Here is a 24,366-nt window from a genome sequence, read left to right as displayed (position 1 = left end):
GATCCTGCTGTAATTTTTCGCTCAAGCGCCCCAGATCAGCGCCTCGGTCCACCCCAGTTCGGCAAAATCCTCAGCCCTCAGGCCTGACTCACCGGCACAGAAAAACTCGTCCAGTTGCGGTGGTTTGACCGAGGTGCCGCTGAGCATGGCGTGAACCTGCCCACGATGATGGATCTGGTGCTCGAACAGATGGGACAGCAGGCGCAAGCGGCTGTCATGTTGCGGCGTGTCTCGGGCGATGGTCACGATCTTACCGAGGTCTGCATCGCGCATTTGCTCGCAATAGGCGATCAGTCGAAGGTCCACCAGCGCTTGTTCGCGCTTGAGGTCTATTGCGTGCGTAAACGGCTCGTCCTGGTTGAAAAACACATAGCATTCGGGATGTGGGTCATCGCCGCGCAACTCCCGCTCCAGCGCATCCACGTAAAACCAGTCGCAGGTCAGGATGTGATTGAGGGTAGCGCGCAGACTGGGAAAGAAGCTGACCCGCGGCGCCGCCAGCTCGGCCGGGCTCAACTGGCTCCAGGCCTTGGCGAGGCGATGATTGGCCCAGGCGTTCTGATAGGCCATGGTCAGCAAATGGTGCGACAGAGGCTGGTTCATGTTCGCGGCTCCTTGTTCAAGCTTCGGCGAAACGTTGCAGCTGCATTTCCTGTAGACGGCTGAGGGTGCGGCGGAACGGAAACTCCAGATAACCTTCGGTGTACAACGATTCCATGGGCACCTGCGCTTCGAGGCACAGCGGCACCTTGCGGTCGTAGCACTCGTCCACCAGGGCGATGAAACGCCGTACACCGTCGTCATGCACCGACAATTGCGGCAACTCGCGATCGCCCGCCACCACCCGCTCGATGCCGTCTTCAGTGCCTCGGGCGATGCGCCCTTCGCGCTTTTGCGCGCTGAGGTTGGGCACGTCACTCAACAGAATAGCGCTGAAGGTGTCGCACAGGGCGATGAAATCCATGGCGGCAAACGGCTGTTCACAGAGGTCGGCGTAACGAGTCCAGAGTACGGTTGGACTGGCCTGCACGACATTGAGTGAACGGTAGCCCACCTTGATTGGGTCACTGGATACCGACTGGCCGACGGTCAATGCCTTGAACACTTCACCCAGAGCGCTGGGCTGCCCGGGCGCGGCCACCCAATAGCGTTGCAAACCTTTGCCAGGGTGCAGACGATGATCTTCGCCGCCATCCACCGCAATCACCTGCATATGTTTCTTGATGGCCTCGATGGCGGGCACGAACCGGTCGCGATTGAAGCCGTCGGCGTACAGCTGATCCGGTGGCTGATTGGAGGTGCAGACCACCACCACGCCCTGCTCGAACATCACCTGAAACAAACGCCCGAGAATGATGGCGTCGCCAATGTCGTTGACGAACAGTTCGTCGAAGCACAGGACCCGCACTTCCTCGCTCAGTTCGCGAGCCAGCGCCTTCAACGGGTCGGCGGTGCCGGTCAGCTGAAACGAACGCTGATGCACCCAGCCCATAAAGTGGTGGAAATGTTGGCGGCGGGCCGGGACCTTCAGGCTTTGGTAAAACTGGTCCATCAACCAGGTCTTGCCGCGCCCGACCGGCCCCCAGAGGTACACGCCAGTGATCGGCGTGCGCCCTTCATGCAGCGCTTCGTAGCATTTCTGCAGCGCCCACACGGCATGTTCCTGGGCTTCGTCCTGGACGAAGCCCTTCTGTTCGATGGCGTGTTGCCAGGCGCTTAAGGGGGAGTCGACATTCATGCGCGGCAGTATGCCATGCGCCCTGGTTAGAGCGAGATGTCTAGCCGGGCAATCTTGCCCTGTTCATTCAGGCGAAACATGTAACGCAATTCCAGCGGGCTGCCGGGAAACGTTCCGGAGATCAGGTTATGCACCAGCACTTTGCCGGTGCGCAGTTGCACGTCGAGCACTTCAACCCGTGGCTGGTAGCGCTGGGCGGTGTCTTGCATCCATTGCGCGATGGCCTGAGTGCCGACCTGGTGCTGGCCTTCATCGAACACATTGGCATCCTCAGCGAAAAAACTGGCGACCCGCGTGGTATCGCGGGCATTGGCGGCAGCAATGTAGGCGGCGATGGCGGGGGCCAGTGGAGAGGCGGGATTGGACATGGTTACGGCTCCTTGTTTGTTGATTCTGGAGCCATGCTAAAACAAGCCTGTGTCAGTTCTTGTCAGGAGTGAAGCGCCCTGCTTCGTCCAGCTGCATCTGCTTGCGCCAGGTGCGCAACAGGTCGCTGCGTCGCCCCGGATAACGCTCGCCCTGCTCGTTCGCCGCCGAGATCCGGTCGGTGCGAAAGGTTCGGTAGGCACTGCGCAACTCACACCAGGCGACGATGATTCGCACCTCGTTGAGAAACCCCAGGGCCAGCGGCCAGATCAGTCGCTGGCTGGGCACCTGGTTGGCGTCCGCGTAGTCGATGTGCAGCTTGACCTGATCGCGGATGGCCTGGCGAAACACATTCAGTGGCACGGCGTTGGGCGCGAAGCCATAACCGGGCGGCCCCGGCAACACCGTCGGGTTGCGTAACGCGTCCAGCGCTTCAGGCGCCAATACCGCAGCAATCTTGGCCAGCGCATCCGCCGCAGCCTTGCTCAACACCTCATCGCCGCGCTGATCCACATAGCGCAACCCCAGCACGATGGCTTCGGTTTCATCGGCGTTGAGCATCAACGGCGGCAGAAACAAACCGCTGCGCAACACATAGCCGATCCCCGCTTCGCCGTAGATTGGCGCGCCGAGGGCGGTGAGTTCGGCGATGTCGCGGTACAGCGTGCGTTCGGAAATCTCCAGTTCGCCGGCAAGCGTCGCCGCGGTCACCGGACGACTTTTGCCGCGCAGCACTTGCAACAAGGTCAGTAAACGAGTGGTCCGCGACACGATCGGCAGGCTCTGTCCGTAAAAGTTGTCGGAGCTTAGCAGAGCACCCTGTCAGAAAGTGGCAGTAGCGATGGGGCCGCTGGTCGGCCCTTCTCTCGCGAATGAAAAAGCGCCTTGACGCCAAATATTACTCGCATCATATTAAATACATGTCGCTAGACATCTATATTCGAGCCCAACGTCTTTTCCTTCAGGAGTCATCCCATGCATTACAAAGTCTTCGGCCGCAAAACCGGCTTACGGGTCTCGGAACTGGCGTTGGGCGCCGGTAATTTCGGCACCGGTTGGGGCCATGGCGCCGAGCGCGACGAAGCCAAACGCATTTTTGATGGCTACCTGGAGGCCGGCGGCAATTTCATCGACACCGCCAACGGCTATCAGGCCGGCCAGTCGGAAGCCATGCTCGGCGAGTTCATCGCAGCGGAACGGGATCGCTTGGTCATCGCCACCAAATACACCTTGGGGACCACGCCGGCTGCGGGCATTTCCCACACTGGCAACAACCGCAAGAACATGGTTCGCGCCGTGGAAGAAAGCCTGAAACGACTCAACACCGACCACATCGATCTGTTCTGGGCCCACATGAGCGATGGCGTGACGCCGATGGAAGAAATCCTGCGCGGTTTCGACGATCTGGTGCGCGCTGGCAAAATTCACTACGCCGGGCTGTCAAACTTCCCGGCGTGGCGCATCGCTCGGGCCGATTTGCTGGCCGAGGTTCGTGGTTTCTCGCCGATTGCTGCGATTCAGGTGGAATACAGCCTCGCCGAACGCACGGCCGAACGTGAACAACTGCCGATGGCCGAAGCCTTGGGCCTGGCCGCTACGTTATGGTCACCGTTGGGTGGCGGATTCCTCACTGGCAAGTACCGCACCAACGATGGCGACAACCGCGCCGCCAAACTCGGGATGCTGATTCACGCCGAGAAAAGTGCCCGTGAAACCGCCCTGCTCGACACGTTGCTAGCCGTCGCCGCAGAACTGGGCGCCAGCCCGACGCACGTCGCCATTGCCTGGCTGCGGGAAAAAGCCAAGCGTTCGACCACGGCACTGATTCCGATTCTCGGCTCACGCACCCGTGAACAACTGGATGCGACCTTGGGTGCGTTGAGTGTGCAATTGAGTGCTGAACAGCTGTCGCGGCTTGATGGGGTCAGTGGTGTGGAGATGGGCGTGCCCCATGAATCCATTGCCGGGTCGGCGGCACGATTTACCGGGGCTGAAACCCTGGATCTGCCAATCATTCCAGTGGCCTGACACAGATTAAATGTGGGAGCGAGCTTGCTCGCGAAAGCGGACTGACATTCAGCTTAAATGTTGAATGTTATGTCCCCTTCGCGAGCAAGCCCGCTCCCACATTTTGTTTTGTGTGTTACCAATCGACCTTATGTTTAGCCGCATACAAACACAGCATTTCCATCGCCAACGTCGCCGCCGCCAGTGAGGTAATGTCCGCACTGTCGTAGGCCGGTGCCACTTCCACGACGTCCATTCCCACCAGATTAATCCCGCGCAAGCCACCGAGGATTTCCAGCGCCTGCACCGTGCTCAAGCCACCGCACACCGGCGTTCCGGTGCCTGGAGCGAATGCCGGATCGAGGCAGTCGATGTCGAACGTCAGGTACACCGGGTGATCACCGACCCGAGCCCGAATGGCCTCGACAATTTCATCAACACCACGTCGATGCACTTGTCGCGCATCCAGCACCTGGAAACCCTGATGATCATCATTGGTGGTACGCAAGCCGATCTGCACCGAACGCGACGGATCCACCAAACCTTCCTTGGCCGCGTGCCAGAACATCGTGCCGTGATCGACACGCTTGCCGTCTTCGTCCGGCCAGGTGTCGCTGTGGGCGTCGAAGTGGATCAACGACAACGGACCATGTTTGCGCGCATGGGCCTTGAGCAGCGGATACGTGATGAAGTGATCACCGCCGAACGTCAGCATCGCGCTACCGGCGTTGAGGATGTGTTCGGCGTGGGCTTCGATGCTTTCCGGCACCGACTGCGGTGTGCCGTAGTCGAAGTCGCAATCGCCGTAATCGATCACCGCCAGATGATCGAACGGGTCGAAGGTCCACGGCCAGTGGCGTTCCCAGGCGATCCCGGTGGACGCGGCACGAATGCCCCGTGGTCCGAAACGCGCTCCGGGGCGGTTGCTGGTGGCGGTGTCGAACGGGACACCGCTGACCGCTACGTCGACGCCGCGCAAGTCGCGACTGTAGCGTCGACGCATGAAACTGGTGATACCGGCGTAGGTACTTTCGGCGGCAGTGCCGTAGAGGCTGTCGCGGGTCATGGCCTGATCGTTTTGCATCGGGACGTCCATCTCAGGTTCCTTATTATTGGCGGCTACGGAAAGTGGTCCACAAGCGAGTGCGTTGACGCAGGTCCTTGAGGCTCATGCTGCGGTCGGCGTACAGCCGGTCACGCACCTCAGGCAGCGGGTAAATATCCGGGTCGGTGCGCACGGCCTCATCCACCAGCGGAGTTGCGGCCTGGTTGGCTGTCGCGAAGAACAGTTCGTTGGTCAGCGCCGCAACGGATTCCGGGCGTAACATGAACTCGACAAAGGCGCGGGCAGCTTCGGGGTGTGGGGCGTCCTTGGGGATCGCCAGGTTGTCTTGCCAGACCAGCGTGCCCTCTTTCGGAATCCGGTACGCCACTTCAAACGGCTTGTTGGCCTTGCGCGCCTGATCGGCGGCCATGCTGGCGTCACCGTTGTAAGTCAGCGCCAGGCATACGCTGCCGTTGGCCAGATCGCTGATCTGCCGACCGGTCGCGACGTACAGCACATTGGGTTGCAGCTGATGCAACAACGCCTCGGCAGCTGACAGATCAGCCTTGTCAGTGCTGTAGGGATTTTTACCGAGGTAATGCAGCGCCAGGCCGATCACTTCCTGAGGCGAGTCGAGAATGGCAATACCGCAATCTTTCAGTTTGCTGGCGTACTCAGGCTTGAACAGCAGGTCCAGGCTGTTGAGCGGCACGTCCGGCAAACGCTGCTTCACGGCTTCGACATTCATCCCCAATCCCAAGGTGCCCCAGGTGTAGGGCACGCCATAGCGGTTGCCGGGGTCGACGGCAGCGAGTTTTTCCAGCAAATCCGGATCGAGGTTGGCGTAACCCTTGAGGCCTTCGTGGGGAATCTCTTTCAACGCACCGGCTGCCAATCCGCGGGCCAGCACACTGGAAGACGGCACGACCACGTCATAACCGCTGCCACCGGTAAGCAACTTGGTCTCGAGCACCTCCGAGGAATCGAACGTGTCGTAGCGCACGTGGATACCGGTTTCCTGTTCGAAACGCTGCAAGGTTTCAGGTGCTACGTAATCGGACCAACTGTAGAGATTGAGGACTTTTTCCTCGGCCTGGGCCGATACAGCCATGGCGAGGAACAGCGCGGGCAAACACAGCTTGAACATGGGAGCCATGACGAAACACCTGACCAGATGAAGTGGATGCAGAATGCGTCGTCGGATACATTGGAAAAATACCAAGTTAGTTATCCTGACTTTATCCCGGAGTAATGTTTGATGCTCGGCCAACTCCACGATCTCGATCTGCAACTGCTGCGCCTGTTCGTCAACGTGGTGGAGTGCGGCGGTTTCAGCGCGGCTCAGGGTGAGTTGGGCTTGAGCCAGTCGAGCATCAGCCAGCAAATGGCCAAACTGGAAACCCGACTCGGGTATCGCCTGTGCAGTCGTGGCAAGGGTGGTTTCAAGATCACGCCCAAGGGCGAGCAACTGCTGAGTGCGACTCGCAGCCTCTTCGAGTCCATCGAAGCCTTCCGCCATCAATCCAACGGCGTGGCCGGGCGCTTGATCGGCGAGGTTCGGCTGGGGCTGTCCGAAGCACTCGATCAATCCGTGCTGCAACGGGTGGCCGATGCGATCCGGCGCTTTCGTGAACGGGACGAATCGGTACGCATCGAATTGATCAGCGCGATGCCCGGCGAAATGGAACGGTTGCTGCTGCAACAACGACTGGACCTGGCGATCGGCTATTTCTCCCAAGTGCAAAGCGCTTTTGACTACCGCGAACTGTTTACCGAAACCCAGCACCTGTATTGCGCCCCCGGCCATCCGTTGTTCACCGACGATGCGCCTGATGATCTAGCGCTACAGGCCTGTGATCGGGTCGATCACCCTTACCGCTTCCTGCGCAGCGACGAGCCCTTCCAGGGGAAGATGTGTTCGGCGCGCTCGGAACAAGTCGAAGGCACCCTCGCCTTCATTCTCTCGGGCAAACATGTCGGTTATTTACCCGAACACTTTGCCCGCAGCTGGGAAGACAAGGAATTGCTGCGGGCGGTGCGCCGTGCCGATATGAGTTTCGACGTGGCGTTCCACCTGGCCCGCCATCGCGCCCAGGTGCCGGGGGATGCACAGAAAGCCTTTGAAGAGGATTTACTCGCGGCGTTCGGTTGATGATCGTTCCCACGCGTGGGAATGCAGCCAGGGACGCTCCGCGTCCAAGAGCGGACGCAGAGCGTCCGGTGAGCGTCCGGTGAGGCATTCCCACGCGGGAGCGTGGGAACGATCAGTGCGTTGTGCGTTGCCCTCGATGCCCGCTGCTGGCATCCTGCGCCTCCATTTTTGACCCGGCCCGCCTTCTGGCACGCACATCACCATGACCGCCTCTGAAAAACCCCCTGCCCCGCGCAATAACGACCTGATTTACGGCCTCGACGATCGCCCGCATCTGACCGCCACCGTCTTCGCCGCCCTGCAACACGTACTCGCGAGTTTCGTCGGCATCATCACCCCGACGCTGATCATGGGGGGCGCCCTCGGTCTGCAAAGCGAAGTGCCGTACCTGATCAGCATGGCGCTGTTCGTCTCGGGGTTGGGCACGTTTGTTCAGGCACGACGTTTCGGCCCGATCGGTTCCGGCCTGCTGTGTCTGCAAGGCACCAGCTTCTCATTCATCAGCGTGATTCTCAGTGCCGGCTTCATGGTCAAGGCCCGGGGTGGCGGCACCGATGAGATCCTGTCGACGATCTTCGGTGTGTGCTTTTTCGCCGCCTTCATCGAAGTGGTGTTGAGCCAGTTCATCGGCAAATTGCGGATGCTGATCACCCCGGTGGTGACCGGCACGATCATCACGCTGATGGGCCTGTCGCTGATCAAAGTCGCCATGACCGACATCGCGGGTGGTTTCGGTGCGGTGGACCTCGGCGCCGCCAGTCATCTGGCCCTGGCGGCCCTGGTGCTCGGAACGATTGTGGTGTTGAACCGGGTCGATGTGCCGTTCCTGCGCCTCGGGGCGATCGTCATCGGCCTGACCCTCGGCTATTTCGTGGCCTGGCTGATGGGTGACGTCAACTTCGCCAGCCTGCCCGACGTACCGCTGATGAGCGTACCGGTGCCGTTCAAGTACGGCTTTAACTTCGATTGGGTGGCGTTTGTGCCAGTGGCGGTGATTTTCCTCGTGTCGCCGCTGGAAGCCGCCGGTGACTTGACGGCCAACTCGATGATTTCCCGGCAGCCGGTCAAAGGCCCGATCTACATCCGCCGGATCAAGTCCGGCCTACTCGCCGACGGCCTGAACTCAGCCATGGCCGCCGTGTTCAACAGCATGCCGATGGTGACCTTCGCTCAGAACAACGGCGTGATTCAGCTCACGGGTGTGGCGAGCCGCTACGTGGCGTTCTTTATCGCCGGTCTGTTGGTGCTGCTGGGGTTGTTCCCGATGATCGGCGCAGTACTGCAACTGATGCCCAAACCGGTACTGGGTGGCGCTGAACTGGTGATGTTCGGCACCGTCGCCGTCGCCGGGATCAAGATCCTCGCCGAAGCCGGCCTGCACCGGCGCAACATGCTGATCGTGTCGATTTCCCTCGGCATGGGCCTGGGTGTCGCGGCGGTTCCGGAAGTGCTGCGCGAGTTGCCGAAGGCGCTGCACAACATCTTCGAATCGCCGATCACCGTCGGCGCATTGTGCGCCATCGTGCTGAATATCTTCCTGCCTGAAGAATTCATTGAGCTGGAAGAAGATGACTTCGATCCGGAAGCCTCGATCCTGCAAGTCATGGAAAATCCGCCGGCCACTGAAACCGCCGCCAGCCTGAACCGCTGATGGGACCGTGCTACATTCGTTGCGACTCCGCTTGGTAGAAGGTTGACCACACGTTGAACAAGAAAACCGGCATCCGGGCCGCTCAGGCCCATCAAACCCGAACCCGGATTCTCGAAGCGGCCGTGAAGGTGTTCACCCGCGACGGCTACTCCGGGGGGCGGGTGGAAAGCATTTCCCGCGAAGCCGATTCCAACGACCGCATGCTCTATTACTACTTCGGCAGCAAAGAGCAGCTGTTCATCTGCGTGCTGGAACACACTTACGAGCAATTCAACAAAGCCGAAAGCCAACTCAAGCTGGACCTGCGCACACCGCTGGTGGCTCTGCAGGATCTGGTGACGTTCGTCTGGAACTACTACGTCGAACACCCGGAATTCGTCGCCATCCTCAGCAACGAAAACCTGCACAACGGCAAGCACGCCCAACAGTCCAGCGAGTTGCGCCGGTTGTCGGGAGAAGCGGTCGGCGTGTTGCGCCCGATCATTGAGGCGGGTCAGGTTCAGGGATTGTTTCGTCAGGATCTGGACATCAAGCATGTGTATTTGATGATCGCCTCGCTTTGCTACTTCTATAACTCCAACCAGCACACCCTCAGTTCCTTCCTGGGGGAGGATCTGGCGGACAAGGGGCAGCGGGAGGATTGGTTGGGGTTTATCAAGGATCTGGTGGTGCGGGGGGTTATGCGGTTGCCCGAGCAGAATTTGGGGTGAATGTGCCGGCCCCAATCGCGGGCAAGCCTTGCTCCTACGGTATCTGCATTTTCTCCTGTAGGAGCAAAGCTTGCTCGCGATGCTTTTAATGGCTCCCTGGATTAGCCCGCAAGTGTGCAACCTTTTGTTCCAACCCTTGCCACTGCGGCGCAGCGGTCGCAAACCGATTACGCAAATACGCCGCCAGTTCCGCCACCTGCGTATTGGACAAACTGTCCTTGAAACCGGGCATGTAGCCCAGGTCCTTGGTGGCCGGTGCATCGATGCCTTGCAGTATGACCTTGATCAGGTTGTCCGGTTGATCGCTGTGCACATTGGTATTGCTCGCCAGAGACGGACTCACACCGAACAGTTTCGGCCCCAGGCCATCCGCGTGACAGGCCTTGCACGAACCTTCAAACACCCGCTGACCGTTGCTCAATGACAGGCTCGCGACTGGCGACGGCCGGGTGGCTTTCTCCACCACTTGCGCTTCAGCCTGCGCGCCGTTGAGTGACGCCAGGTACACCGCCATCGCGCGGATATCTGTCTTGGGCAATTTCGCCAGTTCACTGACCACCGGCCCCATAGGCCCGGTCGCCACGCCATGGGCGTCGGAATAGCCGGTGCCGAGATAGTCGAACAGCTGATTCTCCGTCCACGGCGTTGGCGCTTTCGACAAGCCGTTCAACGCCGGCGCTTCCCAGCCATCGACGCTGCCACCGGCCAGGAAAGATGCACCGCCCTTCTCCGCGCCCATCAGGTTGCGTGGCGAATGGCAGGCGGCGCAGTGCCCCAAACCGTTGACCAGGTAAGCGCCTCGATTCCATTGCTCGCTACGTTCTGGCTGAACGCTGATCTCGCCCCGGCGCAGAAACAGCGAATTCCACCCGGCCATCAACGGCCGCAGATTGAACGGGAAACGCATGTCGTTGGCAGTCGCCGGTTGGCTGACCGGCGCTTGCGACATCAGGTACGCATACAGCGCCTGCATGTCGGCATCGTTGATATTGCGAAACGCGGTGTAGGGAAACGCCGGATACAGATTGCGTCCGTCGCGGCCGATGCCGTCGCGCATCGCACGTTCGAACGCCGGGTACGACCAGCTGCCAATGCCGGTCTTCACGTCGGGTGTGATGTTGCTGCTATAGAGCGTGCCGAAGGGTGTCTGCATCGCCAGGCCTCCGGCATTGGTCGCGCCGCCGGGCGCGGTATGGCACACCGCGCAATCGCCGACGGCCGCCAGCAAACGCCCGCGCTCAAGGGTTGCCGCCGACCAGGTGCCAGCACTTGGCGGGGCAATCGGCGCGATTTCACCGTGAAATGGCCACGCTGTCGCGGCCATACCGAGCACCGCGCCGAACGCCGCAAACAGAGAGCCGAACAACCATTTCGAGCGTTTGGCCGGCGACTTCGGTGGCTCGTCACAGGTGCCGGCGTTCAACGCCGCCAGCACCCGCTCCGGGGTAATCGGCAGTTCGCGAAAACGAATCCCGGTGGCGTCATAAATAGCGTTGGCAATCGCCGCCGCGCTCGGCACCGAGGCGGACTCACCGGCGCCCATGGGCGGCTGGTCCTGACGCGGCATCATCATGACGTCGATCTGCGGCACTTCAGGGAAGGTCAGGATTGGATAACCGCCCCACTCCTTGCTGGCGACGGTGGACTCTTCGAAGGTCACACGCTCCTTGAGCACCCGGCTGGTGGACTGAATGACGTTGCCGTGGATCTGATGCTGTACGCCCGCCGGGTTGATCATCATCCCCGAGTCATGACCGATCACCACCCGCGTGACGGACACATCACCGGTCTGGCGATCCACCGCCACGTCCGCCACCCATGCGGCCCACGCCGCACCGAACCCGGGGAATTTGCTGTGGATGTAGCGCGCATAGGCAAAGCCGCGACCGCGCAGGAACTGATCATCGTTCGGGGTTTGCATCGGCGCGGTGCGCGGGGTCCAGGCGGCGCGCTCGGCGGTGGATTTCACCAGGTCAATGGCGCGCTCATCGCGCAGATAGCGCAGTCGGTACTCCACCGGATCGACGCCCGCCGCGAACGCCAGTTCATCGATGTACGACTCGTGGGCGAAGGTGTTGGGCAGCGCCGACACCCCGCGCATCCACGAAGCCCGGACGATCGGCGCCATGTCATTGATGGTCACGCGCATGTGTTCGAAGTCATAAGGCGGGATCGACGTGCGATCGCCCATCTCGAACATCGCCGCCACCGGCTCGACCCGTCCGGTCAACAGCAAGGCCAGGGTCGGCGCGCCGTTGGACGGGTAGCTGGTCTGGAAATCGTAAGCCGCCACACCACCATCGGCGTTCAAGCCGCCGTCAACGTCCATCAGTTGCGCGGTGCCCTTGGGTTCCCACAGGTGCTCCTGCTCCCGGGTCAATTGCACCCGGACCGGTTTGCCCACGGCACGGGACAACAGCAAGGCATCGGCGCAGACATCGTCGGCACAGTTACGCCCATAACAGCCCGACGCTTCCATGCGAATAATCTCGATTGATTCTTCTGCGCACTCCAGCAACCAGGCGAGATCCGCCCGCAGCAAATGCGGATTCTGGCTACCGGACCACACGCGAATGCCCGACAGCTGATAGTCCGCCAACCCGCAAGACGGGCCGATGGAGCCATGCATCTGATACGGCCACAGATACGTGCGCGGCATGCGCTGATGGGCCCCGGCCAAGGCGTCGTCGACGCTGCCCTGATCGAGAACGACGCGCTGTACTCGCGGGTTATCGCGGATGGCCTGCTCGACATTGCTCATGTCCGGCAATTTATGGTTCCAGGCTTTCCATGTGATTTTTAACGTCTGGGCGGCCTTGATCGCCTGCTCTTCGCGTAGCGCCACCACCCCGACGAAATCACGGATCACCACCACCGCGACGATCCCCGGGATATGCGCGATGGATGCCTCGTCGACCTCCAAAAGGCTATTGCCGACGAAGTCACCACAATCGAGCCCTGCATAGGGCGGGCGAATCACCCGACCGTGGAGCATGTCCGGCACCCGCATGTCGTGGACGTAAGTCAGTTCGCCAGTGGCCTTGGCCGGAATATCCACCCGCGCGGAGCCCTTGCCGACCAGCCGATAGTCTTCGGCAGACTTGAGTGGCGCGGTGCCGGAGAGGCGCAGTTCAACATGGTCACCGCGCACCAGATCGGCGTAGGACATGGTGCGTCCGTCCGCTGCGACAATCACCCCGGCCTCGACCGTCAAACTGCCCGCCTCCACCGACCAGCGTTCTGCCGCCCGCTCCAGCAGAAACCGTCGGGCCTCGGCAGCCGCATTGCGCAGCGGGATCGCGGAAATCTGCAGCGTGGCGCTGGCGATGGTCGCGCCTTGATTGGGCACACGCTCGGTGTCGCCCAGCACCATGCACACCTGCTCCAGTTGCAAGTCCAGTTCTTCGGCGACGATCTGCGCCAGCGAAGTGCGGATGCCGGTGCCGAGATCGACATGCCCGTTGAAGGCATACACCCGTGCGTCATCGCTGATGGCGATGAACAACCCAAGCTCTTTGGGTTTGATCAGCGGCGTACCGCCTTTGGCCACCGGGCCTGATGGCGGCAGGATGTCGTCGACGATCAGCAGAACGCCGGTCTTGGCCAGCCATTGGTCGCGGGTGGGGATTGCGTCAGTCATGGTCATCGATCCACGTTCAAGGCGTTTGACGGGCGGCACGCAGCACCGCGCGGAGGATTTCGATATGGGTGCCGCAACGGCAGAGGTTGGCCGAGAGCTCGTTGCGGATCTGGGTTTCGCTGGGGTGCGGGATGCGGTCGAGCAAGGCCTTGGCGGTCATGATCATGCCGTTGAGGCAATAGCCGCATTGCGCCGCCTGCTCATCGATAAAGGCTTGTTGCACCGGGTGCGGATCGGCGCGGTTGCCGAGCCCTTCGAGGGTGACGATTTGCCGGTCCACGGCGCCGGCCAGCGGAAAAACGCAGGAACGCGCCGCCACGCCGTCGATGATCACCGTGCACGCACCGCACTCGCCCAGGCCGCAACCGTACTTGGGGCCGTTGAGTTGCAGGTCATTGCGCAGGATCAGCAATAACGGCGTATCCGCCATCGCGGTGACGGTGCTGGTGTGGCCGTTGACTTCAAGCGCTACCGTGATTTCCTGGCTTGTCATTCGCTTCGCCCGCTTCAGTTGATGAAGTATCCACTACACCAAAAAGTCGAAGAAAAGGTCGCGGGCCAGAATCAGTTTGTGGCGTCGCGACACACTCGAGTGGTGAAGTGGTTACTACATGAAAAGAGAGCAAAAACGATGCCAAAGACCGAGCGGGCTGATCAGTCCTGTGGGTCGTCGATCATCTTGCGCAGCAAAAACAGCACGGCAACCTGCTCTGCAGGGTTGAGGTTGCTCATGGTCAGCTCAGTGATTTTTCCGGCACAAGGCACGGTTTGCTGCACCAGTCGATCGCCGGCTTCGGACAGGCCGACAATGACTTTGCGCCGGTCCTGCGGGTCGGGTTCAAGGGTGATCAGTTCCCGGGCCTTGAGCCGCTCGACGATGCCGCGAATGGTTGCCTGGTCCACGGCGGTGGCTTTGACCAGTTCAGTCAACGAACTGGGGCCGTGATCACGCACGGCGCACAGGGTGACGAACTGCACCGCGGTGAGCTGGGAGTCGCCGACGTTTGCCTGAAAAATCGCCATGTGCCGTTGATAGGCCTTGCGGAGCAAATGCCCGACTTGTTCGGAGAAAACGTAGGAAGAATCAGGAGTTTCAGGCACGGCAGACTCGAAAAGCGAAAAGTGGTGGGAAGGCATGATGGACAGGTTGGCGGGTGGACTCAAGAGCGGGTTGGGCAAACACCTGACCCGCTTTCCGTAGGAGCAAGGCTTGCCCGCGATAGCGCACTTGAGATCGCCATCGCGGGCAAGCCTTGCTCCTACAGGTTTCAGCATTTCAGCAAACACATTCAGCGAACCCGGGAAGCCTCGGGCGCCACCACATCCCCACCAATCACCACCGCCTGGTCATCCAGGTACACATCGCAATGGCGCAATGGAATATCCAGGTGACACGGGGTTTTGCGGGTGCCGCCGACTTCGGTATTCGGTCCGGTGGAGAACAGGAAGTTGCCGTAGAACGCCCGGGCATCCATGCACATGCCATCGTTTTTATCGTGCAGCCCCATGGCCGTCCACTGCGCCCGTGGCTGCAAGCCCCAGCCAATGTGGGAAATACCGTAGACCTCTGGATCGTTGAAGTACTTCATGTAGTCACGCAGGTATTCGGCCTCAAAACCGCCATGGATCTCGGTGATGAAGCCCTTCTCGATTTCCAGGGTGATTTTCTCCCGGGTGTAGTTCTTGAACGGCAGCACAATGTCGCCGACATCCAGCACCAGCACGCCCTCGGCAGTTTCTTCATTGGGCCAGGAGAACAGAAAGCCGCTGGGCCAGTGGTCCCAACGCCCCGGCTCATCGGCGAAACCGTATTCGGTAACCGAAGGATATTGCCCCAGCGCCGCACGGAAATCGCTGCCGGCGCGGGAGGTGACGTGGATTGATCTGGCCTGTTTGAGCAGTTGCTCCGCCGCCATCACCCGCACCTTGTCAGCCTCGGTCGGCAGCATGCGCGCCAGGACTTCCGGGGGTTCGACAGCTAACAGAATTCGCGTGCCGGTCTTGAGGATCTGCTCCTGCTCCGGCGAGTGCAGCAGCATCATCGTGTCGACGATCAAGTCTGCCGCTTCCAGCGCCCGCTGCGCCGCGATATTGCCGGTCAGCGCGGTATCGCCGCAGTAGGCCGTCATGTCATTACCCATGGCCGTCGGATGGTTGAACGAAGGCAACTCCACCGCGTAGACCTTGGCCCCCAGCCGCTGGGCCGCATCCATCGCCGCACGCACAGTGCGCGGGTTCGAATAATGGCTCTTGAGCACGGCGACGCTCTGGGTCGGGTCGACCTTCGACAGCTTCAACACGTGTTCGAACATCTGGGTCAATTCGCAATCGCTTACCGGCATTTTCCTGTCTCCTCGATCGTTTGTTGCGCACCAAGTCGAGGCGCCCCGCCTCACTCTAGTGCATTTTTATAGCGTATACGCCATTTATTAACGATAAGACCCTAAAAGAAGACTGACTGCAAGCGCCAGGCAATAACGTTACAAACTCACACAAATCCAATATTTACTGGTTACATTTGGTGACCACGGACAAATACGGCTGAAAATAATTTTTCCAAAACAACTCTTTCTTTTTAAATTTTATAGCGTATACACTTTAAAAACCTTGCGGCGACACCGCCAGCGACCATTCGAAGAAGAGGAACAAGCCCCATGGCAAGAATACAAAAAATCGCCATCGTCGGTGCGGGTCTGGGCGGTGCAGCCGCTGCGACGCTGCTGCAACAAGCCGGGTTTGAGGTGGACATCTACGAACAGGCCCCCGAGTTCTCCCGCCTCGGTGCCGGGATTCACATGGGCCCCAACATCATGAAAATCTTCCGGCGCATGGGCATCGAGCAACAGCTAGACCTGATGGGCTCACATCCGGATCACTGGTTCAGCCGTGACGGCTTGAGTGGCGATTACCTGTCACGCATCCCATTGGGAGATTTCGCTCGCAAGGAATACGGCGCGTCCTACATCACCGTGCACCGCGGCGACCTGCACGCCCTGCAGATGTCGACGATCAAACCCGGCACCGTGCACTTCAATAAGCGCCTGGAAACCCTGGAAGAAACCGACAGCCAGGTGCGCCTGACCTTCAGCGATGGCGAAGTGACCTACGCCGACATCGTCATCGGCGCCGATGGCATCAATTCGAAGATTCGTGAAGAGTTGCTCGGCGCGGAAAAACCGCTGTATAGCGGCTGGGTGGCGCATCGCGCGCTGATCCGTGGTGATCAACTGGCCAAATACGATTTGAAGTTCGAAGACTGCATCAAGTGGTGGACCGAGGATCGGCACATGATGGTCTACTACACCACCGGCAAGCGCGATGAGTACTACTACGTCACCGGCGTGCCGCATCCGGAGTGGGATTTCCAGGGCGCGTTCGTCGACAGCAGCCGCGAAGAAATGTTTGAGGCGTTCCTGGGGTATCACCCGACGGTCCAGGCGCTGATCGAATCCACCGAAAGCGTCACCAAATGGCCGTTGCGCAACCGCAACCCGTTGCCGCTGTGGAGCCGTGGGCGACTGGTGCTTCTGGGCGACGCTTGCCACCCGATGAAGCCGCACATGGCCCAAGGCGCAGGCATGGCTATCGAAGACGCCGCGATGCTCACCCGCTGCCTGCAGGAAACCGGGCTCGGCGATTACCGCACCGCGTTCGAACTCTATGAAGCCAACCGCAAGGAACGCGCCTCCCGCGTGCAGTCCGTGTCCAACGCCAACACCTGGCTTCGCACCCAGGAAGATCCGGCCTGGGTTTACGGCTATGACCTGTACGCCCAACCGCTGAAATCGGGGGTAGCCGCGTGAGTACGTTCATCCATGGCGGTAACGTCCAGGCCAACGGCATTCGCCAGCACTACCTGCGCTATGGCGGTAAAGGCCCGGCGCTGATTCTGATTCCCGGCATCACCAGCCCGGCGATCACCTGGGGGTTTGTCGCGGAACGACTCGGCGAGCATTTCGACACTTACGTGCTGGACGTTCGCGGTCGTGGCCTCTCCTCCACTGGCCCAGAGCTGGACTACAGCGCTGACGCCTGCGCCGACGACATCGGCGCTTTCGCACAGGCCATGAATCTGGATAGCTACCACTTGGTCGGCCATTCCATGGGCGCCCGTTTTGCCGTGCGCAGCGCGGTGCGTCATCCGGCCGGGGTGAACCGTCTGGTGCTGATCGATCCACCGGTGTCCGGCCCTGGCCGGCGCGAATACCCGAGCAAACTGCCGTGGTACGTCGATTCGATCCGCCAGTCCTTGATCGGGATGGACGCCGAGGCGATGCGCGCCTTCTGTGCCACCTGGACCGACGAGCAACTGCAGCTGCGCGCCGAATGGCTGCACACCTGCTACGAGCCGGCAATCGTGCGGGCCTTCAACGATTTCCACGACGTGGATTTCCACCAGGACCTGCCGAAACTCCAGCCCCCGGCGTTACTGATGATCGCCGGCCGTGGTGGTGTTATTCAGCCCGAGGACGAAGCGGAAATACTCGACCTGCAACCGAACATTCGCAGTGTCCACGTCGAAAACGCCGGGCACATGATTCCCTGGGATGACCTGGAAGGCTTCTTCGCCGCCTTCGGTGACTTCCTCGGCCCACGTCTGAATCCGGCCCTTAATTAAAAGCCATCGGGAGACTTTTATGCTCACGCCTTACCGCATCGGCCAGATCGTGCCGAGCTCCAACACCACCATGGAAACCGAGATCCCGGCGATGCTCACCGCGCGTCAGTTGATCCGCCCGGAACGCTTCACCTTTCACTCCAGCCGCATGCGCATGAAGCAAGTGCGCAAGGAAGAGCTGGCGGCGATGGACGGCGAATCCGACCGCTGCGCCGTGGAATTGTCCGACGCCAAGGTCGACGTCTTGGGTTACGCGTGCCTGGTGGCGATCATGGCCATGGGTCTGGGTTATCACCGCAAATCCGAGCAACGGCTGCGCAAGGCCACCGCCGATAACGACGGCAACGCACCGGTCATTACCAGCGCCGGCGCCTTGATCGAAGGCCTGAAAGTGCTGGGAGCCAAACGCATCGCTATCGTCGCGCCGTACATGAAACCCCTCACCGAACTGGTGGTGGATTACATCCGCGCAGAAGGTTTCGAAGTCGTGGACTGGCGCGCACTGGAAATTCCCGACAACCTCGCCGTGGCCCGTCACGATCCGGCGAATCTGCCGGGCATCGTGGCCGGTATGAACCTGGAGGGCGTCGACGTGATCGTGCTCTCGGCCTGCGTGCAGATGCAGTCACTGCCCGTGGTGGCGCAAGTCGAAGCGCAAACCGGTAAACCGGTACTCACCGCCGCCATTGCCACCACCTACGCCATGCTCAAGGCCTTGGACCTGGAACCGATTGTTCCCGGCGCAGGCGCCCTGCTCTCCGGCGCCTATTAAGAGGTGAGCGACATGAGCGAACAAACCGCCAACGACAACTATCAGGGCGTGTGGGGCCAGCGCATCGGTTTCGGCCAGAAAGCCGCGTTGCTGATGATCGATTTCATGCGTGGCTACACCACCGAAGGGGCGCCGCTGTTCGCATCCGGCGTGGTCAGTGCCGTGACCGAAAGCGTTGAACTGTTGGCCAGCGCCCGTCGTCAGGGCATCCCGGTGGTGCACACCAATATTCGCTACCATCCCGGCCATTTCGCCGACGGTGGTATCTGGGTTAAAAAGGCTCCGGTGATGAAAGATATGGTCGAGGGCAACCCCTTGGCGGCGTTTTGCGAAGAGGTACGGCCCCAGGAAGATGAAGTAGTGATCAGCAAGCAATACGCGAGTGCCTTTTTCGGCAGCAGCCTGGCCTCGATGCTGCACGCCCAAGGCATCGACACCGTGGTGCTGGCCGGTTGCTCCACCAGCGGCTGCATTCGGGCGACAGCGGTGGACGCCGTGCAACACGGTTTTCGCACCATCGTCGTGCGCGAGTGCGTCGGCGACCGGCATCCGGCGCCCCATGAAGCCAACCTGTTCGATATCGACAGCAAGTACGGCGATGTCGTCAGCAAGCAGGAGGCCATCGCGCACTTCAAAAAAATGTAAGGCGTACCACAAGAACCGCGCCATAGAGCGCAGGTCTTGGTAAAAACTGAGGAGCAAACCTTGTAGGAGCAAGGCTTGCCCGCGATGGCGATTTCAAGGATGCCATCGCGAGCAAGCTTTGCTCCTACAGATGGGCCCTCAGTCTTCTGACACTGCCTTTGGACGTCGCTTGCTACAGCGCGCCAGAGCGCTGGAAAAAAGCGGCTGTATAAAAACCATAAGTCACCGCCAGGAGACACCCAATGCCCATTGCGAATGCAGCACCTGCGACCACGGTCGCCGACCCGATTCAAGCGCTTTACCACAAGATCACCTGGAAGCTGATCCCTTTCCTGTGCTTCTGCTACCTGGCCGCGTACCTCGACCGGATCAATATCGGCTTCGCCAAACTGCAGATGCTCGATCAACTGCACTTCAGCGAAACCGCCTTCGGCCTCGGTGCCGGACTGTTTTTTGTCGGCTACATCCTGTTCGAGGTGCCGAGCAACCTGGTGCTGGAGAAAGTCGGCGCCAAGATCTGGATCGCCCGCATCATGATCACCTGGGGCCTGCTGTCGGCCTGCACCATGCTCGTGACGTCCACCACTCAGTTCTACATCCTGCGCTTCTTGCTCGGCGCCGCCGAAGCAGGCTTTCTGCCAGGCGTTCTGTATTACCTGACGACCTGGTTTCCGACCTATCGACGGGGCCGCATCATCGCCTTGTTCATGATCGGCCTGCCGTTGTCCAGCGTGATTGGCGGCCCGCTGTCCGGCTGGGTCATGGGTTATTTCGATAACTTTGGCGGCCTGCATGGCTGGCAATGGCTGTTCCTCATCGAAGCGGTACCGAGTGTCATGCTGGGCGTGCTGACCTTCTGGGCCCTGCCCAACAACTATCGTCAGGCCAAATGGCTCAACGACGATGAAAAAAACCTGCTGGAGCAAGAGCTGCGCGCCGATGAGGCCAGTGGCGGGGACAGCAAACACAGTTTTCGCGACGGCTTCTTCAACTTGAAGGTCTGGATGCTCGGCGGGATCGACTTCTCGATCCTGCTCAGTGCCTATGCCATGGGTTTCTGGATGCCGACCTTCATCCGCAATGCAGGCATCAGCGACACGTTCCACATCGGCGTACTCACGGCGCTACCGAGCATCGCCGCGTTGTTGGGCATGCTGTTGATCGGCGCCAGCTCCGACAAACACCGCGAACGTCGCTGGCACATCATCGTACCGTTTCTGGTGGGCGCAGCCGCCATGGCCAGTGCGCCGTTCTTCGTCCACAACGTGGTGGCGACCGTGGCACTGTTCGCCATCGCGTCGGCGGCGATCATCGGCGCGGTGCCGGTGTTCTTCAGTCTGCCGGCGACCTTTCTCAAAGGCACTGCGGCGGCCACCGGCTTCGCCCTCGCCTGCTCGTTGGCGAACATCGCCGGGCTGGTCAGCAACTCGCTGATGGGGGTCGCCATCGACGTCACTGGCAGCAGCGCCGGTGCGCTGTGGTTCTTTGCCGGCTGCCTGATTCTCAGCAGCTTTCTGGTGATCGCCTTGCCGGCCAAACTGGTCAACCGCTGATCCCCACCGCTTTTGTAGGAGTACGGCTTGTCGGCGATGGCGATCTCAAGGACGCCTTCGCCGGCAAGCCGTGCTCCTACGGGTGTTCATTCAAATTATCAGGTGAGTCCCCATGCAAGGTTTCATCAAACGCTGTGCCCTGCTTGTCGCTGCCGGCTTCTGCGCCGGCTCCCTGCAAGCGGCGGAAAAAGTCATCTTCGACACCGACTTCAACGTACTCAACGATGATGGCCAGGCCTTCATCATGCTCGTCCAGCTCCACGCCCAGAAACGCATCGAGCTGCTCGGCATGACCCTGGTCAGCGGCAACGCCTGGGTCGACCAGGAACAGGTGGATGCCCTCAAGGCGGTAGAGCGCATGGGTGTGGAAAAGGACGTCGGCGTCTATTCCGGCGCGGCCTACCCGTTGCTTCATGACTTCGCCACCTATCCGCAGGAAAAAGCCCTGTTCGGGGCTGGTTGGCCGGGTGCTTTCAAGGCGCCGCGCCCGACTTCCGCTGCGCAACTGATCGCCCCGCCGGATGGCCTGGCGACCCACACCTCATTGCGCAAGGAAACCGCCGCCCAGTTCATCGTCGACAGCGTGCGCGCCAATCCCCATAAGGTGACGTTGCTGGCGGTCGGCCCGCTGACCAACATCGCCCTGGCCATTCGCTCCGCCCCCGACATCGTGCCGTTGATCAAACGCATCGTGTACATGGGCGGGGCCATCGAGATTCCGGGCAACACCACACCGGCCGCCGAATTCAACTGGTGGTTCGACCCCGAGGCGGCGAAGATCGTCCTGCGCTCACCCATCGAACACGTCATTTTTCCCAACGATGTGTGCGAAAAAGTCACCTTTGATGCCTCGATCTACCAGCGCGTCATCGCCCGGACAGGACCAATTGCCGATCTGTACAAACACGAATTCGCGCCGTTGTTCAACAAAGACCCCGGCTATCACAGTTTTACCTGGGACAGCCTGCCGGCCCTGTTTCTGGTCGAGCCGGGCATCGTCACCGAATCCCGCGAGCTGTGGGTCGATGTCAATGCCCAGTTCGGTGCCGACTACGGTCGTGCCCTGGGTTACAAGAAAAATCCACCCATGGGCACGCAAAAAGCCAAGGTGGTGTTTGCCATCGACCAGAAGCAGTTCTGGGATGATTATGTGAATCTTGTGACCTTGCCGACACCGGTCAAAGGCAGCTGATGCCGCGCCGCTCATGAAGAAGTGACAGCTTGCGGCGAACCCCTCACAGTGAGCGTGGTCGCACAGGTGAACCGCCGAACGTTGCTCAAGGGCCGAGCCGTCAGCGGTTCGGTCCCTTTTCTGTCGAGAACCCTTCATGCGCAGACTCCTCGCTTTATCCCTCTCGTTGCTGTTGCTCTCCCTGAGCGCCTGCGCCCTGCTTCCCAATCGTGACCCGCTGAACATCAACGTGGTCGGCTTCGAGCCGTTGCAAAGCCAGGACATGGAAGTACGCTTTGCCGTGAAAATACGCGTACAAAACCCCAACGAAACCGCCATCAATTACAACGGTGTGGCCCTGGACCTGGAAGTCAACGGCCAGCCACTCGCCTCCGGCGTCAGCGATCAATCGGGCTCGATTGCACGCTTTTCCGAAACCGTGCTGACCGTGCCGGTGAGTGTTTCGGCGTTCTCCGTGCTGCGCCAGACCCTGGGCCTGAGCAAAACCCAAACCCTCGACAACCTGCCCTACGTCCTGCGCGGCAAACTCGCGGGCGGCTTGTTCGGCACGATGCGTTTCGTAGACAGTGGCAAACTCAGCCTGCCAACGTCGACGACCGGCACCTGGTAATTCACGACTCAAGGAGCGACAAAGAACATGGAAGTCACACCCACGCTGTACACCGAACGCCTGATCCTGCGCCCGCTGGAATTATCCGATGCCGAAGCCATCCAGCAACAGTTCCCGCACTGGGAAGTGGTGCGTTATCTCAACGCCTTGGTACCTTGGCCGTACCCTGCCGACGGCGCGCTGACCTATCTGCGTGACATCGCTTTGTCGGCGATTGCCGCAGGCAACGAGTGGCACTGGTCGATTCGCCTGAAGTCGGCGCCGGAGCAACTGATCGGCAATATCAGCCTGATGGATGAACAGGACAACAACCGCGGCTTCTGGCTCGGACCAAAATGGCAAGGTCAAGGCTTGATGACCGAAGCCAGTGCGGCGGCCACCGAGTACTGGTTCGAAACACTCGGCCGATCCGTGATGCGGGTACCGAAAGCAGCGCCCAACCTCGGCTCGCGCAAACTCTCGGAACGCACCGGCATGCGCTTGATCCGCAGCGATGAGGGCGACTTCGTCAGCGGGCGATTCCCCAGAGACCTCTGGGAAATCACCCGTGAAGAGTGGCTACAGCAGCACTGAAGATCCAATGTGGGAGCGGTGCCAGTCACACAACTCGTGCTCGACACCAATCCAATGTGGGAGCGGGCTTGCTCGCGAAAGTGGTGGGTCAGGCAACTCTACTGTCGACTGACACTCCGCCTTCGCGAGCAAGCCCGCTTCCACAGGGTCATGCGGTGAAACGCACGCCAGGCTTGGCCCGCTCATCCACCGTCAACTCAAACACGTCCGGGCGCGCGTAGTGCCCCACTACGTCGTAGTCGTAACGGGCGCGGATCAGATCGTCAGTGTCGATTTCTGCGGTGAGCAAACCGGCGCTGTCACGTAGCGGCCCCGCCAGAATGTCGCCCATCGGCCCGACGATCACGCTGCCACCGGCAATCAATGGCCGGCCCGCCGGCCAGTTGGCGATCTCCACGCCCAAGGCTTGCGGTGAATCCTGAACCTGACAGGCGCTGACCACAAAGCAGCGTCCTTCATGGGCGATATGGCGCATGCTGACCTGCCACATTTCCCGCTCATCCACCGTTGGCGCGCACCAGACTTCCACGCCTTTGGCGTACATCGCGGTGCGCAGCAGCGGCATCATGTTTTCCCAACACACCACCGCGCCGATCCGCCCGACCTGACTATCGATCACCGGCAACGTCGAGCCATCACCTTTACCCCAAATCAACCGCTCGGTGCCGGTGGGCATCAGTTTGCGGTGCTTGGCGACCAGCCCGGCCTGCGGATCGAAATACAACGCGGTGCAGTACAACGTGCTGCCTGCGCGTTCGATGACACCGATCACCAGGTTGGCGCCGGTACGCGCTGACAGCCCGACCAACGCTTCGGTTTCCGCGCCGGGCACGTCGATCGCATTGGCGAAATACCGGGCAAAGGCTTCACGCCCTTCCGGCAGGCGATAACCCAGCTGAGTACCAAAGCCCTCGCCTTTGGGGTAACCGCCGAGCAACGCTTCGGGCATCACCACCAGCGCAGCGCCGGATTCGATAATCGCGTTTTCCCAGGCAAGGATCTGCTCCAGGGTCTGTGCCTTGCCACCGGGCAAGGCACCGATTTGCAGTGCAGCAACGATTGACTTGGGCATCGCAGTAACTCCGAAAGCAATG

General features: G+C 60.6%; 23 protein-coding genes. 12 read left to right on the top strand and 11 right to left on the bottom strand.

Annotated features, from left to right (window positions below):
• Positions 1-21: 21 nt before the first annotated feature.
• Genes ACMXYJ_RS17270 through ACMXYJ_RS17255 form a run of 4 tightly spaced genes read right to left on the bottom strand, consistent with a single transcriptional unit; the run spans position 22 to position 2,875 of the window.
• Complete coding sequence (locus ACMXYJ_RS17270) at positions 22-603, bottom strand: DinB family protein (protein ID WP_415756135.1); 582 nt, start codon at positions 601-603, stop codon at positions 22-24.
• 16 nt (positions 604-619) lie between these two features.
• Positions 620-1,738: a cell division protein ZapE gene (gene zapE, locus ACMXYJ_RS17265; protein WP_415756134.1), complete on the bottom strand. Its 1,119-nt coding sequence runs from the start codon at positions 1,736-1,738 to the stop codon at positions 620-622.
• A 26-nt stretch (positions 1,739-1,764) separates the two neighbouring features.
• On the bottom strand, positions 1,765-2,106 hold the full coding sequence (locus tag ACMXYJ_RS17260) for a nuclear transport factor 2 family protein (protein ID WP_415756133.1): 342 nt from the start codon (positions 2,104-2,106) through the stop codon (positions 1,765-1,767).
• Between the two features lie 52 nt (positions 2,107-2,158).
• The gene (locus ACMXYJ_RS17255; RefSeq protein ID WP_415756132.1) at positions 2,159-2,875 is read right to left on the bottom strand and encodes a helix-turn-helix transcriptional regulator; all 717 of its coding nucleotides are present in this window, start codon (positions 2,873-2,875) and stop codon (positions 2,159-2,161) included.
• Positions 2,876-3,079: 204 nt separating this feature from the next.
• Between ACMXYJ_RS17255 and ACMXYJ_RS17250 the strand changes: the two genes are divergently transcribed.
• Complete coding sequence (locus tag ACMXYJ_RS17250) at positions 3,080-4,132, top strand: aldo/keto reductase (RefSeq protein WP_415756131.1); 1,053 nt, start codon at positions 3,080-3,082, stop codon at positions 4,130-4,132.
• 115 nt (positions 4,133-4,247) lie between these two features.
• On the opposite strand, the gene speB is transcribed toward ACMXYJ_RS17250, so the two are convergent.
• Positions 4,248-5,207 carry an agmatinase gene (gene speB / locus ACMXYJ_RS17245; RefSeq protein WP_415756130.1) on the bottom strand — a complete coding sequence of 320 codons (960 nt, stop codon included), beginning with the start codon at positions 5,205-5,207 and terminating at the stop codon, positions 4,248-4,250.
• A 13-nt stretch (positions 5,208-5,220) separates the two neighbouring features.
• A complete protein-coding gene (locus ACMXYJ_RS17240) occupies positions 5,221-6,312 on the bottom strand; it encodes a polyamine ABC transporter substrate-binding protein (RefSeq protein WP_415756129.1) in 1,092 nt (363 codons plus the stop codon).
• Positions 6,313-6,414: 102 nt separating this feature from the next.
• On the opposite strand from ACMXYJ_RS17240, the gene ACMXYJ_RS17235 reads away from it, so the two are divergent.
• The 3 genes from ACMXYJ_RS17235 (at position 6,415) to ACMXYJ_RS17225 (ending at position 9,669) form a co-directional block, all read left to right on the top strand.
• Positions 6,415-7,308 carry a LysR family transcriptional regulator gene (locus ACMXYJ_RS17235; protein ID WP_415756128.1) on the top strand — a complete coding sequence of 298 codons (894 nt, stop codon included), beginning with the start codon at positions 6,415-6,417 and terminating at the stop codon, positions 7,306-7,308.
• 202 nt (positions 7,309-7,510) lie between these two features.
• A complete protein-coding gene (locus ACMXYJ_RS17230) occupies positions 7,511-8,959 on the top strand; it encodes a nucleobase:cation symporter-2 family protein (protein ID WP_415756127.1) in 1,449 nt (482 codons plus the stop codon).
• Positions 8,960-9,012: 53 nt separating this feature from the next.
• A complete protein-coding gene (locus ACMXYJ_RS17225; RefSeq protein ID WP_415756126.1) occupies positions 9,013-9,669 on the top strand; it encodes a TetR family transcriptional regulator in 657 nt (218 codons plus the stop codon).
• Between the two features lie 85 nt (positions 9,670-9,754).
• Here the strand turns inward: ACMXYJ_RS17225 and ACMXYJ_RS17220 are convergent, their stop codons facing one another.
• The 4 genes from ACMXYJ_RS17220 to ACMXYJ_RS17205 form a co-directional block, all read right to left on the bottom strand.
• Positions 9,755-13,309 (bottom strand): molybdopterin cofactor-binding domain-containing protein, encoded by a 3,555-nt coding sequence (locus ACMXYJ_RS17220; protein WP_415756125.1) that lies wholly within the window; start codon positions 13,307-13,309, stop codon positions 9,755-9,757.
• A gap of 16 nt (positions 13,310-13,325) precedes the next feature.
• Positions 13,326-13,802 (bottom strand): (2Fe-2S)-binding protein, encoded by a 477-nt coding sequence (locus ACMXYJ_RS17215; protein ID WP_056739967.1) that lies wholly within the window; start codon positions 13,800-13,802, stop codon positions 13,326-13,328.
• 161 nt (positions 13,803-13,963) lie between these two features.
• Complete coding sequence (locus ACMXYJ_RS17210) at positions 13,964-14,446, bottom strand: MarR family winged helix-turn-helix transcriptional regulator (RefSeq protein WP_415760748.1); 483 nt, start codon at positions 14,444-14,446, stop codon at positions 13,964-13,966.
• Between the two features lie 152 nt (positions 14,447-14,598).
• Entirely contained in the window at positions 14,599-15,651 is a 1,053-nt protein-coding gene (locus ACMXYJ_RS17205; protein WP_415756124.1) for a 2,5-dihydroxypyridine 5,6-dioxygenase, read from the bottom strand.
• Positions 15,652-15,963: 312 nt separating this feature from the next.
• Between ACMXYJ_RS17205 and ACMXYJ_RS17200 the strand changes: the two genes are divergently transcribed.
• The 8 genes from ACMXYJ_RS17200 to ACMXYJ_RS17165 all read left to right on the top strand — a co-directional run bounded on the left by ACMXYJ_RS17200 (position 15,964) and on the right by ACMXYJ_RS17165 (position 23,272).
• Positions 15,964-17,112: an FAD-dependent monooxygenase gene (locus ACMXYJ_RS17200; protein ID WP_415756123.1), complete on the top strand. Its 1,149-nt coding sequence runs from the start codon at positions 15,964-15,966 to the stop codon at positions 17,110-17,112.
• Entirely contained in the window at positions 17,109-17,927 is an 819-nt protein-coding gene (locus ACMXYJ_RS17195) for an alpha/beta fold hydrolase (protein ID WP_415756122.1), read from the top strand. Before ACMXYJ_RS17200 ends, ACMXYJ_RS17195 begins: the two co-directional genes overlap by 4 nt.
• 19 nt (positions 17,928-17,946) lie before the next feature.
• Positions 17,947-18,699, top strand: a complete 753-nt coding sequence (locus ACMXYJ_RS17190; RefSeq protein WP_008149891.1) for a maleate cis-trans isomerase family protein — start codon at positions 17,947-17,949, stop codon at positions 18,697-18,699.
• A 12-nt stretch (positions 18,700-18,711) separates the two neighbouring features.
• Complete coding sequence (locus ACMXYJ_RS17185) at positions 18,712-19,344, top strand: N-carbamoylsarcosine amidohydrolase (protein WP_415756121.1); 633 nt, start codon at positions 18,712-18,714, stop codon at positions 19,342-19,344.
• 242 nt (positions 19,345-19,586) lie between these two features.
• Entirely contained in the window at positions 19,587-20,897 is a 1,311-nt protein-coding gene (locus ACMXYJ_RS17180; RefSeq protein WP_056739956.1) for an MFS transporter, read from the top strand.
• 112 nt (positions 20,898-21,009) lie between these two features.
• Entirely contained in the window at positions 21,010-22,089 is a 1,080-nt protein-coding gene (locus ACMXYJ_RS17175) for a nucleoside hydrolase (RefSeq protein ID WP_415756120.1), read from the top strand.
• Positions 22,090-22,225: 136 nt separating this feature from the next.
• The gene (locus ACMXYJ_RS17170) at positions 22,226-22,699 is read left to right on the top strand and encodes an LEA type 2 family protein (RefSeq protein WP_415756119.1); all 474 of its coding nucleotides are present in this window, start codon (positions 22,226-22,228) and stop codon (positions 22,697-22,699) included.
• Positions 22,700-22,726: 27 nt separating this feature from the next.
• Positions 22,727-23,272, top strand: coding sequence for a GNAT family N-acetyltransferase (locus tag ACMXYJ_RS17165; RefSeq protein ID WP_415756118.1), 546 nt, complete (start codon positions 22,727-22,729; stop codon positions 23,270-23,272).
• Between the two features lie 148 nt (positions 23,273-23,420).
• Here the strand turns inward: ACMXYJ_RS17165 and ACMXYJ_RS17160 are convergent, their stop codons facing one another.
• The gene (locus ACMXYJ_RS17160) at positions 23,421-24,344 is read right to left on the bottom strand and encodes a carbon-nitrogen hydrolase family protein (RefSeq protein ID WP_415756117.1); all 924 of its coding nucleotides are present in this window, start codon (positions 24,342-24,344) and stop codon (positions 23,421-23,423) included.
• Positions 24,345-24,366: the final 22 nt, after the last annotated feature.

This window comes from Pseudomonas arabinosi, from assembly GCF_047758675.1.
Classification (GTDB): Bacteria; Pseudomonadota; Gammaproteobacteria; order Pseudomonadales; family Pseudomonadaceae; genus Aquipseudomonas; species Aquipseudomonas arabinosi.
This window is presented reverse-complemented; position numbering and strand designations above follow the sequence as displayed.